Source organism: Pyrodictium brockii (genome assembly GCF_055379715.1).
Genome location: NZ_AP042401.1, coordinates 85,192 through 99,362, shown reverse-complemented (window position 1 = coordinate 99,362; position 14,171 = coordinate 85,192). Strand labels below are relative to the sequence as shown.

The 14,171-nt window shown below is 70.0% G+C and carries 17 protein-coding genes; 10 read left to right on the top strand and 7 right to left on the bottom strand.

From position 1 onward, the window contains the following. Positions 1-215: 215 nt before the first annotated feature. From ACZ42Y_RS00595 to ACZ42Y_RS00580, 4 genes are read left to right on the top strand one after another with little or no spacing between them, the layout of a single operon-like run. The gene (locus ACZ42Y_RS00595) at positions 216-1,421 is read left to right on the top strand and encodes a hypothetical protein (RefSeq protein WP_058370264.1); all 1,206 of its coding nucleotides are present in this window, start codon (positions 216-218) and stop codon (positions 1,419-1,421) included. Further along, positions 1,382-2,533, top strand: a complete 1,152-nt coding sequence (locus tag ACZ42Y_RS00590; RefSeq protein ID WP_083494425.1) for a glycosyltransferase — start codon at positions 1,382-1,384, stop codon at positions 2,531-2,533. Before ACZ42Y_RS00595 ends, ACZ42Y_RS00590 begins: the two co-directional genes overlap by 40 nt. A 39-nt stretch (positions 2,534-2,572) precedes the next feature. Then, entirely contained in the window at positions 2,573-2,833 is a 261-nt protein-coding gene (locus tag ACZ42Y_RS00585) for an MBL fold metallo-hydrolase (protein ID WP_058370265.1), read from the top strand. Between the two features lie 12 nt (positions 2,834-2,845). Beyond that, the gene (locus ACZ42Y_RS00580; RefSeq protein ID WP_058370266.1) at positions 2,846-3,556 is read left to right on the top strand and encodes an MBL fold metallo-hydrolase; all 711 of its coding nucleotides are present in this window, start codon (positions 2,846-2,848) and stop codon (positions 3,554-3,556) included. Here the strand turns inward: ACZ42Y_RS00580 and ACZ42Y_RS00575 are convergent. After that, entirely contained in the window at positions 3,553-4,047 is a 495-nt protein-coding gene (locus ACZ42Y_RS00575; RefSeq protein ID WP_058370267.1) for a MarR family transcriptional regulator, read from the bottom strand. The genes ACZ42Y_RS00580 and ACZ42Y_RS00575 overlap by 4 nt on opposite strands. 127 nt (positions 4,048-4,174) lie before the next feature. On the opposite strand from ACZ42Y_RS00575, the gene ACZ42Y_RS00570 reads away from it, so the two are divergent. Further along, positions 4,175-4,423 carry a hypothetical protein gene (locus ACZ42Y_RS00570; protein ID WP_058370268.1) on the top strand — a complete coding sequence of 83 codons (249 nt, stop codon included), beginning with the start codon at positions 4,175-4,177 and terminating at the stop codon, positions 4,421-4,423. Positions 4,424-4,508: 85 nt separating this feature from the next. On the opposite strand, the gene ACZ42Y_RS00565 is transcribed toward ACZ42Y_RS00570, so the two are convergent. Continuing rightward, positions 4,509-5,282: a metallophosphoesterase gene (locus ACZ42Y_RS00565; protein ID WP_070807803.1), complete on the bottom strand. Its 774-nt coding sequence runs from the start codon at positions 5,280-5,282 to the stop codon at positions 4,509-4,511. Positions 5,283-5,585: 303 nt separating this feature from the next. Between ACZ42Y_RS00565 and ACZ42Y_RS00560 the strand changes: the two genes are divergently transcribed. Further along, positions 5,586-6,173 (top strand): O-methyltransferase, encoded by a 588-nt coding sequence (locus ACZ42Y_RS00560; protein ID WP_236698186.1) that lies wholly within the window; start codon positions 5,586-5,588, stop codon positions 6,171-6,173. Here ACZ42Y_RS00560 and ACZ42Y_RS00555 read toward each other — a convergent pair. After that, on the bottom strand, positions 6,170-7,222 hold the full coding sequence (locus tag ACZ42Y_RS00555; RefSeq protein ID WP_236698095.1) for a radical SAM protein: 1,053 nt from the start codon (positions 7,220-7,222) through the stop codon (positions 6,170-6,172). The genes ACZ42Y_RS00560 and ACZ42Y_RS00555 overlap by 4 nt on opposite strands. Further along, entirely contained in the window at positions 7,219-7,824 is a 606-nt protein-coding gene (locus tag ACZ42Y_RS00550) for an SAM-dependent methyltransferase (protein WP_058370270.1), read from the bottom strand. Before ACZ42Y_RS00550 ends, ACZ42Y_RS00555 begins: the two co-directional genes overlap by 4 nt. 111 nt (positions 7,825-7,935) lie before the next feature. Between ACZ42Y_RS00550 and ACZ42Y_RS00545 the strand changes: the two genes are divergently transcribed. Further along, positions 7,936-8,736, top strand: coding sequence for a 4-phosphopantoate--beta-alanine ligase (locus tag ACZ42Y_RS00545; protein ID WP_058370271.1), 801 nt, complete (start codon positions 7,936-7,938; stop codon positions 8,734-8,736). Here ACZ42Y_RS00545 and ACZ42Y_RS00540 read toward each other — a convergent pair. Genes ACZ42Y_RS00540 through ACZ42Y_RS00530 form a run of 3 tightly spaced genes read right to left on the bottom strand, consistent with a single transcriptional unit; the run spans position 8,692 to position 11,200 of the window. Beyond that, entirely contained in the window at positions 8,692-9,462 is a 771-nt protein-coding gene (locus ACZ42Y_RS00540) for an ABC transporter ATP-binding protein (RefSeq protein WP_168371209.1), read from the bottom strand. The two genes, ACZ42Y_RS00545 and ACZ42Y_RS00540, sit on opposite strands and share 45 nt — an antisense overlap. Further along, the gene (locus tag ACZ42Y_RS00535) at positions 9,435-10,103 is read right to left on the bottom strand and encodes an ABC transporter permease subunit (protein WP_058370273.1); all 669 of its coding nucleotides are present in this window, start codon (positions 10,101-10,103) and stop codon (positions 9,435-9,437) included. Before ACZ42Y_RS00535 ends, ACZ42Y_RS00540 begins: the two co-directional genes overlap by 28 nt. Before the next feature lie 56 nt (positions 10,104-10,159). Beyond that, the gene (locus ACZ42Y_RS00530; protein WP_464735512.1) at positions 10,160-11,200 is read right to left on the bottom strand and encodes an ABC transporter substrate-binding protein; all 1,041 of its coding nucleotides are present in this window, start codon (positions 11,198-11,200) and stop codon (positions 10,160-10,162) included. Between the two features lie 179 nt (positions 11,201-11,379). Here ACZ42Y_RS00530 and ACZ42Y_RS00525 point away from each other — a divergent pair, with 179 nt between their 5' ends. Genes ACZ42Y_RS00525 through ACZ42Y_RS00515 form a run of 3 tightly spaced genes read left to right on the top strand, consistent with a single transcriptional unit; the run spans position 11,380 to position 14,150 of the window. Beyond that, positions 11,380-12,438: an MFS transporter gene (locus tag ACZ42Y_RS00525; RefSeq protein WP_464735511.1), complete on the top strand. Its 1,059-nt coding sequence runs from the start codon at positions 11,380-11,382 to the stop codon at positions 12,436-12,438. Positions 12,439-12,476: 38 nt separating this feature from the next. Next, entirely contained in the window at positions 12,477-12,770 is a 294-nt protein-coding gene (locus tag ACZ42Y_RS00520) for a hypothetical protein (RefSeq protein ID WP_058370276.1), read from the top strand. Positions 12,771-12,809: 39 nt separating this feature from the next. Next, complete coding sequence (locus tag ACZ42Y_RS00515) at positions 12,810-14,150, top strand: DNA double-strand break repair nuclease NurA (RefSeq protein ID WP_058370277.1); 1,341 nt, start codon at positions 12,810-12,812, stop codon at positions 14,148-14,150. Positions 14,151-14,171 lie beyond the last annotated feature (21 nt).

The window sequence follows — 14,171 nt, the reverse complement described above, 5'->3', positions numbered from 1 at the left end:
TGTCGCGGGGCTAGAGGCCCCCCGGGCAGGATATTGCAGCTACCGCCTCCAGGCGGGATGGCGTAGGAGAAGCCTATGCCCCGAAGCCCCGGGGGCCATGGGGCAACATACATATGTACTTTTGGTACAGCAATAGCCTTGCTGGGGCACGGGAGAGGACTATCTAGAGGCCACTACCCCGGCGCATCCCACCCGGGTACCGAGGTACTTGGCCCTTGAAGCCCGCTGGGCGGCCCGCCAGCCCCATGGGGGTATCACACCTTGTTACAAGCGCGCTCCTGCTGCTAGTCAGCGTCATATCCATCGCCTTCATCTACATCTATGCAGTGCATGTAGCGGAGGGGCCCTCGGGGAGCCCCGCCAACGCCAGGCACGCGGTGTACTCGGCCATAAGGATCGAGGTTGCGGGAGGCGGCCCGGGCTACATAGTGGTCTACGCGCGCAGCCTTGGGGAGCCCACCAGCATAACACACATCTACATATACGATGATGGTGGCAGGCTTCTAGGCGTCTACAGGCCCGCCAAGCCCGTCAGGGTTGAGCCGGGCAGGCCCGCGGCGGTGGCTATCCCCCTCATCCTGGTTCCGGGGCTCCGAGGCTACACCGGCGGGCTGCGCGTGGTGGTTTCAACAAGCTCTGGCACGCTCGGCGTAGGCTACGTCGACACCTCTGCCGCGAGGAGCCCCATTACGGTCATAGGGCTGCTGGCGGGCGAGGACGTGAGCTGCGACCTCGGCAACCTCAGCGTAGACCCCGGCCAGATGCACTGGTTCTACATGGACCTCGCCACCGGCCGCTACGATTTCAGGTACACCACCAGCAGCGGCGTAGCGGGGGCCAGCGGCTACACAAAGGTGTTCATAGACTCCAGCGTGCTGGACCTCTATAGCATGAGGGACAGCTGGGAGGAGAGGCACAAGCTCGGCCCCGCCGTCCTGTTCATAAACCCGTACCGGGCTGGGGAGGAGTATAACGTGACGGTCATAGACATCAATGGCAATAAGCATGTATTCACGCTCCCCAAGCTGGTGGATGACCCGGACAAGGTGGTTATAGACGCGCTGCTGCTCTGGGAGGATCTATGGAAGCCTGTTGACGGCGGGAACCTCGACAACTACATAGACCATGTAGTGAGGGTAACCATATTCGCGAACTCGACTGTGAGGATAGAGCCCATCCGGGCCAGCGGCTGCTACCTCCACATGTTCCTCTACAGCCCCAGGGGGCTCCCCAGCATAGACAGCGTGCCGGATCTCATCAGGGAGTACATGGAGAATAATTATAGGCTCCCCGCGGGCGCTGGAGCCGTCTACGTGAAGGCTCATGGTGCCTGGCTGCCGCCGGCGGGCACGGGCCATCTATGGGACCCGGTGAAGGGTGAATGGGTGGCGACCTGGCCGCCGGTGTTCGTGGTAAGGTAGCGGGGGGCGCCGAGGAGGGCGGGGAGCCCCTGGTATCCATCGTAGTCCCCACGTACAATGAGCGGGAAAACATACCCAGGCTCCTAGATGAGCTGGACCGGGTGCTGGGGGGCCGGGGTATAAGCTACGAGGTAGTCGTGGTTGATGACGACAGCCCGGACGGGACCTGGAGGGCCGCCGAGGAGTACGCGAGGCGCCGCGGGCTCCCGGTCAGGGTTGTCCGGAGGGTCGGGGAGCGGGGGCTCGGGAGCGCTATAGCCAGGGGCCTCAGGGAGGCCCGGGGCCGCTACATAGTGGTCATGGACGCGGATCTCCAGCACCCGCCGGAGGCTGTGCCGAGGCTCCTCGAGGAGGCGCTGAGGAGCGGGGCCGACCTGGTGGTCGCCTCCCGCTACACCCGCGGCGGGGGCGTGGAGGGGTGGAGCAGGCTCCGGCTCCTCATCTCCCGCGTCGCCTGCTTCCTAGCCCACCTCCTCCTCCCCGAGTCCCGGGCGACGAGCGACCCGATGAGCGGCTTCTTCCTCGTCTCCCGGAGGCTCGCCGGGAGGGTGCCCGAGAGGCCTAGGAGCTGGAAGGTGCTACTCGACCTCCTCGTGGCGGCGGAGGGGAGGGTGTCGGAGGTCCCCTACGTCTTCCGCCGCCGCGCCGCGGGCGAGAGCAAGCTCGGTCTGAGGGAGATGGCCGGCTACGTGCTCCACCTGCTTAGGCTCTCCGGCTACCGGCCCCTCAGGTTCGCGGCCGTGGGGGCCTCGGGGACCCTGGTCAACCTCGGGGTCCTGGGCCTCCTCCACGGCCGGCTCGGGCTCCCCCTGCCCCCCAGCCTCCTGGCCGCCTACGAGGCCTCGCTGACCTGGAACTACGTGCTCCACGACTCCTGGACCTTCAGGGGCCAGAGGCCCCCGGGGAGGCTCAGCTGGCTCCGCCACTGGGTGCGCTACCACGCCGCCGCGGCGGCCGGGATGGCCTCCTACCTGGCTGTTGGCGAGGCTCTCGCCAGGCTCGGGGTCCACTACCTGCTGGCGGCCTTCCTCGGGATACTGGCGGGGTTCGCAGCCAACTTCACCATATCCTCGCTCCGGGTCTGGACAGGGCCACGCCGGGCGGAAGCCTAATGGCCGCCTCGGGGCCTGCCGGGCCCCGGCGCAGGTGTCTTGGAGGGGGCCGGCGTCCACCAGGTGGAGGTGCCCATCCCGATCCCCTCCCTGAGGAGCGTTAACGTCTACCTCGTCGCCGGCGACGGGGGCGAGCCCTGGCTGGTAGACGCGGGGATGTACACCGCCGAGGCGGCCAGGGGCCTGCTCCACGGCCTCCGGGAGGCCGGCGTGAGCCCCTGCAGCATAGCCGGCATAGTTGTTACCCACTTCCACGTGGATCACGCCACGCTGGCGCCCCTCCTGGCCGAGCTGGGCTAGCCCAGCCTCTACATGGGGCGCCGCGACCTCGAGGTGGTCAGGGAGGGTGTGGACTCGTTCATGGAGCGGGTGCTGGAGCTCTACGCGTGGAGCGGGGCCCCCAGGGAGGAGGTGGAGGGGATGAAGCACTACCACCCGGCCTCCAGGATGCTCGAGGCCTACCGCCGCGCCGCCGAGCTGGACTGGAGGCCCCTGAGCGGGGGCAGCGTGCTCAACGCCTCGGGGCTAGAGCTGCGCGTCGTGGAGGCGCCGGGGCACACGCCGGGCCACATAGTCCTCGTGGCGGACGGCCTAGTCTTCACCGGGGACACCGTGCTCCCGGGGATAACGCCCCACGTGACGCTCCACAGCCTGGACGAGGACCCGCTCGGCAGCTACCTGGAGACGCTCAGGAGGATAGAGGAGCTGGGCCCGCTAACCGGGCTCCCCGGCCACCGGGGGGTGATCCGCGACACGGCGGCCAGGGCCAGGGAGATACGGGCTCACCACGAGCAGAGGCTGCGGGAGGTCCTCGACCTCCTCAGGCGCCACGGGCCCCTCACCGGCTACGAGGCAGCGAGGATGATGCGGTGGAGGACTGGGTACAGCAGCTGGAGCGAGTACCCGGTCCCCGAGAGGTTCTTCGCACTGGGGGAGGCGCTGGCCCACCTTAGGCACCTGGAGGAGCGGGGGCTCGCCGAGAGGGTGGAGAGGGGCGGGCTGCTCGCCTGGCGCGCCGCCTAGCCCCCGCCGCCCGCGCCGCCGGCGTCCAGGCCGGAGAGCAGGTCTAGGAGCATCAGGGCCTCGGCCGCTGAGAGCAGGCCCAGCATCGGGAGGAGGGGCGCGATGGCCAGCAGCTCCTCCTCAGGAAGCCCGGCGTCCGCCGGGGCCTCCAGGCGCCGGGCTTCCTGGCGGGCGAGCCTGGCCTCGACGAGCCTCTTGGCCGCCTGGGCGGCGTGCTCCATGAGCCTCATCGCCTCGGGGACCGCGTCGAGCCCCCTACGGGTCAGGCGGAGCCTCCTCCTCTTGAATATGAGCCCGGACCTGTACTCCTCCAGCATGCCCATGGCCTCGAGCTCCCCTACTATATCCTCCACAGTCTCCCGCGGGAGCCGCAGAGCCCTCGCTAGCTCCTCAACCCTGTCAACGCCGCGGTAGACCGCTAGCAGCACCGCCGCCTGGCTGGGCGTCAGGCCCCCGCCGGTGTCCGCGGCGCCCATCTCCCCACCAGCCATTCCGGCTAGATCCCTCCCTCATCTACACCGGCCGCGCGTGAATTAGCATTACCCCGCGGGGAGGGGCCCCGGGTTTATCCCGGGGCTGTCGCCCCCTGCCCGGGGCTCCCGAGGGTGCCGTCTGGGCGTGGTGTACCGCAGGGCTGTCGAGGAGGCCTACTCGATCGTACGGGCTGTAGAGGTGGCCTGCGGCTCCACGGCTGAGATGGAGGAGGCTCTCGAGATACTGGAGGAGCTCGTCTCGGGCGCCGCCGGCCTTGATGAGGCCGCCTACGCTGCAGAGCTTCTCCGCGAGGCTGCCGACGTGCTGCGGGCCCGCGGCTGCCTGGACTGGCACCTCCTGGGCCAGGCCGCCGACATCCTGGAGCACGCGTAGCAGGGGTCGGCTAACCGCGGCCGCCTCACCGCCTCCCCGGGGCTCGGCTGGGGCCGGGGAGCCGGCCTGCTCGCCATCCCCCGGGCTAGACCTCCACCTCTGCCAGGAGGTCCTCGAGGAGGGCGAGCTCGGGGAACTCGAGGACGCCCAGCTCCTCTGCGAGCACGTAGGGCTTAACCTCCCCCAGGGGCACCTCCTCGCGGAGGATGGGTGAGAGGTAGGTGTCGGGGCTGAGGGAGACTGTTGTGCCGGTCTGGTACTGGCCCACCGCGGGGAGCACCACTAGCCTCGCCCTGAGGGGCGGGTAGGGGGCTACGAGGAAGGCGGGGAGCTTCGCCACGTAGCCCAGCTTGTCTCGGAGCCTCAGGCTGGGGTGCTCGTGGCCCATGATGACCGCCTCCACGGGGCCGGGGTAGCCTCCCTGCGGCTTCCGGTGCCCATGTATCACCAGGATGCCCCTCTCGTAGAGCTCCTGGACCAGCTCGACCCCGTAGTCCCTCGCCACCAGGGGGAGGTAGTTGTCGTGGTTCCCCCGCACGATGGTCACCCTCACGCCCCTCTCCCTCGTCAGGTACTGGAAGACCCTGGAGAGCTCCTCGCGCTCGCTCCTCAGCAGCCTGGAGAAGCTGTGCTTCACGTCACCGGCGAATATTACCCAGTCGGCGCCGGTGGAGTCGAGGCCCTCGCGGAGCACCTCGAGGGTGCGGAGCAGCTGTATCCTGGGCACGTAGAGGCCCTGCTTGGCCGCCTCCTCCTCGAAGCCCAGGTGGGTGTCGGCGAGCACAAGCGCGTTGAGCCTCCTCACATACACCGCTGGCAGGTCGCCGACGGTCTCTATCCCCGGCAGCAGCTCGATCAAGGCTCCGCAGGCCCTGGCTCCAGGAGCGGTAATACTGCGAGCTATAACGCTCGCGTAGCCCCCGCCGCGGCAGGTGTGGGCCGCGGGGGAAGCCTCCGCCCATCGCCCGGGGCCTGGCCCCCCGGGGCCTAGCGGAGGAGCGGGGGCGTGCCCGCGGCCCCGAGGGACCGGGACCCCCGGGCCCCGGGGATAGGTGTAGCCTCGTTGGCCGGGAGGGGGCTCCGAAGGCGCCCCGTCATCCCCGGTGAGGCCTCAATTACGCTCCTCCTGGGCGCCCCTGGGTGGAGGGAGGCCTTGCCGGCCGTGGGGCCGAGCGCCCGTCTCCTCGAGCTGCTCGAGCGGGTTGAGGAGGAGTCCGCCAGGGCCGGGATACCCTCCATCGAGAGGGAGGACGGCTCCGCCCTCTACGCTGTGGCGTACCTCTACACCCTCGGCAGGGGCGGGGAAGGGGTGGCCGCGGCCGACCTGGGGGCCGGGATAGGCTACTCCACCCTGTGGCTCGCCGGGGGCGTCGAGGCAGCCTGCACCAGGGGCTGCCGGGTCGTAGCCGTGGAGGCTGACCCCTGGAGGTCCCGGAGGCTCCGCGAGGTGCTGGGGGAGGCGGGGCTGGAGAGGACGAGGCTGGAGGCGGTCCAGGGCGACGCCCTAAGCTACCTGGAGAGGCTGGGCCCGGGGAGCCTCGACATAGTGTTCGTCGACGTGGATAAGCACGAGTACGCCAGGGTGCTCGAGCTGCTCGAGTCCAGGCTGAGGCCTGGAGGGGTCGCCGTGTTCCACAACGCCTACTTCCCGAGGCCGCCCGGGTCCTTCTTCGAGGCGGTGGAGAGGGGGCCGTGGAGGAGCACCGTGGTGCCCACGAGGCTGGGGCTCCTGGTGGCGGTCAGGGCCTAGACGGGCCTGGCTATGAATATCCCGTCCCGGTCCCTGGTTATCCTGGCTAGCGCCACGTCGCCGGGCTCGAGGCCGCGGACGCCGACGAGGGTCACGAGCCTCTTCATGTCCAGTGTCGCTGCGAGCAGCTCGCCGCGGAGCCAGCCCGGGCCGACTACCTGCAGCTTGGCCACCTGGCCCCTCCGGAGCGGGTGGCGTACCCGGGGCGCGGGCCTCATGCCCCACTCCTCCATGCTCCATGTGAGCCTCCTGCCGGTCCTCCTCTCCAGCTCGCGGAGCCAGCTCCAGTACTCCTCCCAGCTGGGCTCCTGGACCCCGGGCGGGCGGCGGCCGTGCCGGTGGGCGATGTACTTCTGAACCGTGACTGGGGGCCAGCGCTTTCCAGCCCCGATCCTGTAGGCCCACTCCACGATCTCCACGACGTCCTCGTCGTTGACGCCTGGGAGCCAGACGGGGGTCACGTGGAGGTCTATGCTGGTCTCCCTCGCAATGTACTCCGCCATCCTCTTAACCCGCTCCACGTCGTACCAGGGGGTCGCGGCTAGCCGGCGGGCCTTCTCGGGGTCGAGCGTCTCTATGCTGAGGTTTATCCTGTCGAGCCCCGCCTCCTCCAGCCGGTCCACCAGCTCCCTGGTGAGGGTCTCCCCGTGGGTCTCCGCGGCAACGCTGGCCACGAGGGGGATGGACTTGAGGAGGCGCACCAGCCGGGGGAGCCAGGGGTAGGAGAGGGGCTCGCCAACCCCGTCTATCAGGGCCTCGACCGCCACGCCCTTCTCGGCGGCAGCCCTCCCCACCCAGTGGGCCAGCCAGCCCGGCTCAACCAGGTACTCGGCCTGTCTCCACCTGCTCCCCGGGCCCGCGTCGACGCTGCAGAATATGCAGGAGAGGGGGCACACCGTGGTGGGCCTCACCTGGAGCACGTTGGTGCCCCTGTCTATGACCCCGAACTGTATGACCCCCATTAGCGGCAGCGGCTCCTCCACCATGTAGACCCCGCGGCGGCCCCAGGAGGCGGTTCTCCTGAGCCCGAGCCTGGCCCTGGCCCTCAAGCCCTGCCAGCCCCGCGGCGGGGCCTGCATCCGGGCGGGGGGCTCCTCCTGCAGCCCGCGAGAGCCTCCAGCTCTGGGAGCCGCTCCCGCAGCCGCTCCCCCTGCCTGGTCCACCGGGTGTCGCTGAGCCCTATCACGTAGACGTGCACCGTGCGGAGTATGTCGCCCTCGTCGCGGAGCCTGCGCGTGTAGAGCGGCACCCAGCCGGGCACCGGGAAGTCTACCGTGACCACCCGGGCGCCGGGCCCCAGCTCCTCCTCGAGCTTGGGGCGGAGCCTCTCGTTTATACTCTTGTAGAGGTAGAGGTAGACCAGGGTGGCGCCCCGCAGGCTAGTCTCGAAGAAGTCCCCCTCTATTATCTCCACCCTGTCCGCAACCCCGTCCATCCTGGCCTTGGCCCTCGAGACCTCCACCAGGACGGGGTCTATCTCGACCCCGACGGCCCTGGCCACGCAGAAGTCCCGGGCGGCTATCACCACTGCACGGCCGTCCCCCGAGCCCAGGTCGTAGACGGTGTCGCATGGCCCGGCCCAGGCGGCCTCGAGGGCAGCGTAGACTACGCTGACCGGCGCCGGTATCCAGGGCGCAGCCGCACCACCCAACGACTCCCCCGCCCCCTCACCGGGCCCGGGGGCCGGGAGGGATAAACACCCGGAGCAAGCCGGGGGCTAGCCGCCTGGAGGAGCGGCTGCGGGATGCCCTCGGGAGGCTCGATGGAGGAAGGGGGACACGGGATACCGAGGAGCCACCCCAGGTACTGGAGCCTGGTGCTCCGCGAGAGGCTCGTGGAGGCCATGCGGGAGGGCATAGTAGTGCCCCAGGGCCTCATAGCCCATGGGAGGGGCGAGTGCTTCGACTACCTGATAGGCGAGGAGACCCAGTGGTTCGCCCGGGAGGCGGCCCGGGCCGCGGCCGCGCTGCTCCTCCTCGCGGAGCACCCCGTGATATCGGTGAACGGTAACGCCGCCGCCCTTGCCGCGGATGAGCTGGTGAGGCTATCGAAGCTCCTCGACGCGCCGCTGGAGGTGAACCTGTTCTACCGGACGGAAGAGAGGGTCCGGAGGATAGCGGAGCTCCTCCGCCGCAAGGGAGCCCGCCGCGTCCTCGGCGTGGAGGATGCAACCGCTCGTATACCGGGGCTCCCCCACCCCAGGGGCATGGTAAGCCCCGAGGGGATCCTCAGGGCAGACGTAGTGCTCGTGGCGCTGGAGGACGGAGACCGGGCCGAGGCGCTCCGGAGGATGGGGAAGCGCGTGATAGCGATAGACCTTAACCCGCTGAGCCGCACCGCGAGGATGGCGGACGTGACGATAGTGGATAACATCGTGCGCGCCGTCCCCCTCATAGCAGGGGAGATCGAGAAGCTGCGAGGGAGACCCAGGAGTGAGCTGGGGGAGATCGTCCAGGGCTACGACAACAACAGGGTGCTGGCGGGGGCGCTGCTCCACATAAGAGAGCGGCTGGAGAAGCTAGCCCGGGAGGGCGTCGCGCTCAACCCGCTCGGGGAGGGCTAGTCTGCCGCGCTCCCGGTAGACGCGGCTCAGCGCCTCGTAGACGATGGCCAGCCGCTCCGCCCGGGGGGCGTCGCGCAGCTCCACCTCGGCCTCGACCCTCGCCGGGGGCTGGGTGAGCACGTAGACCCGGTCAGCATAGTAGGCTACCTCGTCCAGTATATGGTCCACTATCACGACTGTCTTGCCGTGCCGGTGGGCTATAGCATCGACGGCCTCCAGCAGGCTGCGCCGCGACTCCACGTCGAGCCCAGCCAGGGGCTCGTCGAGGAGGAGTATATCCGGGTCCAGGACGAGCATCCTGGCCACCGCCGCCTTCCTGGCCGTGCCGCCGCTCACCTCCCCGGGGTACTTGTCGAGGTGCTCCTCTATCCCAAGGAGCCTGGCCGCCCAGGCAATCCTCTCCTCCACCACCCGGCGCGGGGCGCCCCGGTAGCGCAGCCCCAGGGCTATGTTGTCGCGGAGCCTCTTCCAGGGGAGGAGGAGGTTCTCTTGAAACACCAGCAGCGCCCTCCCCCTCACCACCACCCTGCCCTTGTCGGGCCTCTCGAGCCCAGCTATTATGCGGAGGAGCGTCGTCTTCCCCGAGCCGTTGGGGCCCACTATCCCGACGATCTCCGAGCCGCGAGCCTCCACGCTGACCCCTGCCAGCACGGGGCGGCCGTTGTAGCTCTTCCATACCTCCCGGGCCTCGACCCTCGCTACTGCTGCCTCGGCAGCGCCGCCCATCTCCGGGCCCACTCCTCCAGCCTCTCGAGGACAAGCTTATCCAGGGCCACCATGAGGGTTACGAGGAGCAGCCCCCAGGCGAACACTCCCCGGGGCTCGGCGAGGCTGTAGTAGGAAGCTATCATGTAGCCTATCCCGCCGCTGCTCCCGAACGCCTCGGCAACGACGCTTATCCGCAGAGCCGCTCCGAGGGCGGCGCGGCCGGCGCCCACGAGGGACGGGAGGAGGCTCGGCAGGAGGAAGTCCTTGTAGAGGCTCCAGCGGCCCGCGCCGAGCACTGCGGCGAGCTCGAGGAGCCTCGGGTTGGCGGATTCGAGGCCGGAGAGGAGGGAGGACAGCATTATCGGCAGCGCTACGAGGGCGGCTACCAGCACCGGGGGCAGGGGGCTCAGCACGCCGAAGAGCATGACCAGGACCACAACCCACACCAGGACGGAGACGCTCTGGAGCACCGTGTTGACTGCCCTCAGCGTCTCCCGCGCCAGAGGGCCCAGGGTGTAGAGGAGGCCCAGCGCGAGGGCGGCGGCCGTGCCCAGCGTGAAGCCGGCCAGCGACCTGGCTAGTGTGAGGAGCGTGTTCCGGAGCACCTTCCCCGGGCCCTCCTCCGCCAGGAAGATTATTGACTCCTCCACGCCGGGCACCTGGCCAGGGTAGGCTATGTGGGCTAGCTGCCAGGAAAGGGTTAGAAGCGCGAGCGCTACCGCCCAGCCTGCCAGAACGCGCCCTCCGCCAGAGACTCCGGGCTTGAGCTGATGTAGCCACCCTCCCGGGCCAGCCTCCAGACTGCCAGAATGTTCTCCACCATGCTCTCGGTGAGGCCCTTCTCCTCGTTCATCCTTACCCTCTTCCAGCAAAGCTCCGCCGCCCCCTCGCTGAGCCCATAGCCCTTGACGAGTATGGAGGCCGCCAGGGCCTTATCCCGGTTCCACTTCCTGGCCGCCTCCGCCCTGGCCTCCTGGAGCCGCTCCACGAGCCCGGGGTGGCTCCGGGCCCAGCTGCCCCTGGCGGCGTAGACCACCATGACCCCGTTGTCGCCGACGCTGCCGTTCCAGCTGCGCCAGAAGCCGCTGTATGTAGCCACTATCCTGCCGCCCATGTCGGCGACCATCTTAGAGACCAGGGGCTCCCAGAGGACCACCGCAGCCACGTCGCCCCTCTCGAACGCCTGGAGCAGCTGGGGCGGCGGCGCGTCCACGAGCTGCATCTCCTTCTCAACGTCGATGCCGTAGAGGACCCTCATATAGGCCTTGAACATGGCGTATGTGCCGGTGGGCTTGAACACGCCCACCCTGCGGCCCCGGAGATCCTGGACCGTCTCGATCCCAGAGCCGCGCCTGGCGACCACCGCCTGGTTCTGGTAGAAGTCGACAGCTATTATAACAACGTCGCTGCCGTGCTCGCGGAGCTTGGCCACGAACTCCGCCGGTATCACAGCCGCGTCTAGGTCTCCACGCGCCAGTGCATTGGCGAGGTCGAGCGTCTTGGTGAAGTAGACCACCCTCACGTCTATACCATGCTTCCTGTCGAGCCCCAGCTCCTTTATGACGTCGAGGCTCGAGATGCCGCCGCGCAGCGTGCCGACACGCACTACCGGCAGGGCGGCGCCCTGCTGGCCCGCTGTGCCCGTCTCCGGCGCCTGGGCGCCAGGCCCGCCCCCGTGGATCAGGAGGGCCGCAGCTACAGCGGCTATAGCGGCCAGCGCGGCTGCCACCGCTATCCAGGCGCGTCGGGCCGCCACGCCCGCACCACCCCAGGGTGGTGGCGTAGGGGCCGCCTTTAAGCCGTGATGGGGATGATGATTGGCCCTTGCCCATCCTCCCCGGGGCCCGGGGAGGGATGGGCGCATAGACGGGGGCTGACCCCCGGCCCCGCACCGGTTAAGAGCCAGGGGGCGGGGCTGGCCCTCGGGGCCGCGTCGTGGGGGATGGCGGGGAGCGCAGCGGGGGGCTCGGCCTGGCGGAGGAGGCGCTGGCTGTCGTACTCCTCTTCGGCGTCGTCAGCCTCCTCGGCGATATGAGCTACGAGGGGTTCCGGAGCGCGCTCCCGGTCCTGGTGAGGGGCGGGCTGGAGCTGGGCGGCGTCGTGGGCCTCGGCGAGGTGCTCGCCTGGAGCCTCCGGCCCGCCACGGGGCTGCTGGCAGACAGGCTGGGGGCCTACTGGGGGTTCACCGGGCTCGGCTACGCGCTCATACCGGTGGGGGTACTGGCGGCCTCCCAGGGCGGCGTCCTGCTAGTCCTCGGCTACGGCCTGGAGAGGCTCGGGAAGGCTCTGCGCAGCCCCAGCAGGGACGCGCTCCTCGGAGGACTGGCGGGCGGGAGGAGGGGCCTCGTCTTCGGCCTCCACGAGGCCATGGACCAGGTGGGGGCTGTGGCGGGGCCCCTGCTCGCCTACGCCGCGCTGGCCCGCGGAGCCGGCCTCTGGCTGCTCGCAGTCCCGGCCGCCTTCACGCTCCCGGTGCTCGCCGCCGCGTGGCGCCTCTACCCGAGGAGCGCCGTGCCGGGGCCGAGGAGGAGCCTCCGGGAGTCGCTCGGGGAAGGCTTGAGGGCCTCCCTCTACGTGGCGGCGGTTGGGACCCTTGTAGCAGGCCCCCTCGCGGTCGAGTACGTGGCGCGGGTGCTGGGCGGTGTGCCGCGGGGCTCTGCACCCCTACTCTATGCCGTAGCCATGCTCTCCGACGCGCTGGCCGCCGTGCCCCTCGGCGTGCTCTACGACCGCAGCCCCGGGGCGGCGGCGCTGCTCCCCGCGCTCTTCGGCGTGGCGGCCGGCGCCACGGTGCTCGCTGTGGGAGGCTCGCCCGCCGGGGCCCTGGCCGCGGCCGCGCTCAGCGGCGTCGCCGAGGCCGGGTTCGAGACCGTCGCCCGCGCCATGGTCCGCGGCGGGGCCGGCGGCTACGGGCTCTACGGGCTGGCCCGCGGCGCCTCGGCGGCGGGGTCGATAGCGCTCTACAGCTGGCTCGCCGGCCTAGTGGCGGGCTAGAGGCTTGAACGCATCCCCGCGCCCCTGGGGGACGCGGGATGGACTGCGGCTTCAGGACAGCGTTCCCGCCTGGGCGCCTATGCTTCGCCGGCAGGCGGGTGGACCGGGGGCAACCTCTGCCCCTGGGGCGGCTGGCGGGGCTTGGATGGAGCGGGGAGAGGCTGGAGGAGATGAACCTGGTTACGAGGCTTAGCAGGCTGGCAAGCCTCTCGGAGCCCCGGGAGCCCGGCCCGGATCCAGGGGTCGGCAGGGAGTGGGCGTGGCAGACGCCGGCGTACAGGCTGGCGGCTGGGAGGCTCCTAGGCCTGGGCCCGGCAGGCTCACCGGGATAAAGTATTACCCCTGTTCTCCCCGGTTTAGGGCGCCCTGCGGTGCCAAGGCTGGCCGGCGACTGGTTCGTAGACCTCTTCACGAGCGAGGCCGAGAAGCTCATAGAGTCTATCAGGCTGCGGGGCGGCGGCCGGCAGCTTGAGGGGCTCCCCTCCTACTGGTGGGTGCCTGGGCTCCCCGAGCCTGCCGGGAATAGGCGGGTCGCGGCCGTCGACGGGGGCGGGGGCCTGGAGCCCGCGGGGGGCGCCGGGGCCCTCTACATAGCCAGGGCCTACGGCTACGTGGAGGCGGGGGAGCCGGAGAGGGGGCTGGAGCTGCGCTACTACCCCGTCCGCGAGTCCAGGGTGCTGGACGCGCTCCGGAGCTGGCTGGAGCACAGGATAGCTGTGAGGCTGGCCCTGCGCCTGCCGCCGGGGAGCGTGCTGCTAATGGATGGCAGCCTCTGGGTCACGGTTACCGCCGGGCTGACCGCCCTGGCGAAGCTCGCCAGCCACGGGGCTCAGAGCCTGGGGCTGGTCTACACCGCGCTCCTCAGCGGCTACATGCTCGCCGAGATAGCGGGGCTCGTGAGGGCCGCGAGGGAGAGGGGCGTAACGGTAGCCTACGTCTCGAAGGACCACGGGTTCAGGGCGCTGAAGGAGAAGGTGCTCCTGGAGGCGGTGGCGGAGAGGGTGAGGGCGCTCCAGCCCCTCGCCTCGAGGGCGCTCGACTACTACCCGCTAGCCTTCCGGGAGCAGCTGCTGGAGGCGAGGAGGCTCGTCCCCCACGAGCTGCGCGGCGCGTTCGACGCCGCGCTGGATATGAGCTACCGGGACAGCTTCTTCATAGCCGACGCCGCCGGCCAGGGCCCGGGGTACAGCTGGGTCCTCCGCATGCCCCCTCCGCTGAGGCTCAGCAGGGCGCTGGCGAGGGGCGGGATCAAGGGCCTGGTAGAGCGCGCGGCCTCCCGGGCCGAGGCCCTCCTGGCGGGGGAGCCGGAGGCGGAGGAGTTCCGCTCGCTCGCCGAGAGGCTGCCGGGGCTGCTGGACGAGCTACCCTGCAGCAGGATGATCTACGTGAGGCTGGGGGCGGGGGATGCCCCGCTCCTCGCCGAGTTCCCCGGAGAGCCGGGCTGCTACTACTCCCCCGGCAGGGTGCTGGAGGAGCCGGGCGCCCGGGAGGAGGAGCTGGTGGCGGTGCTCCGCGCCGGCTACGCCGGCCCCGAGTACTATAACGTGCAGCTCGTGGCCGCGCACATGAACGCCACCCTCACCTCCAGCCAGCTTGCAGGCTACATTAGGCTCCTGGAGCAGCTCGCCGCGGCCCGGGGGCTGCAGCTGCGCCTGGCCAGGAGGAGCATTATGGGCAGGACGCTGGCCCGGCGGAGGCGCCGCCTCGTCTAGCCAGGGGATAAGGTCTGGGGC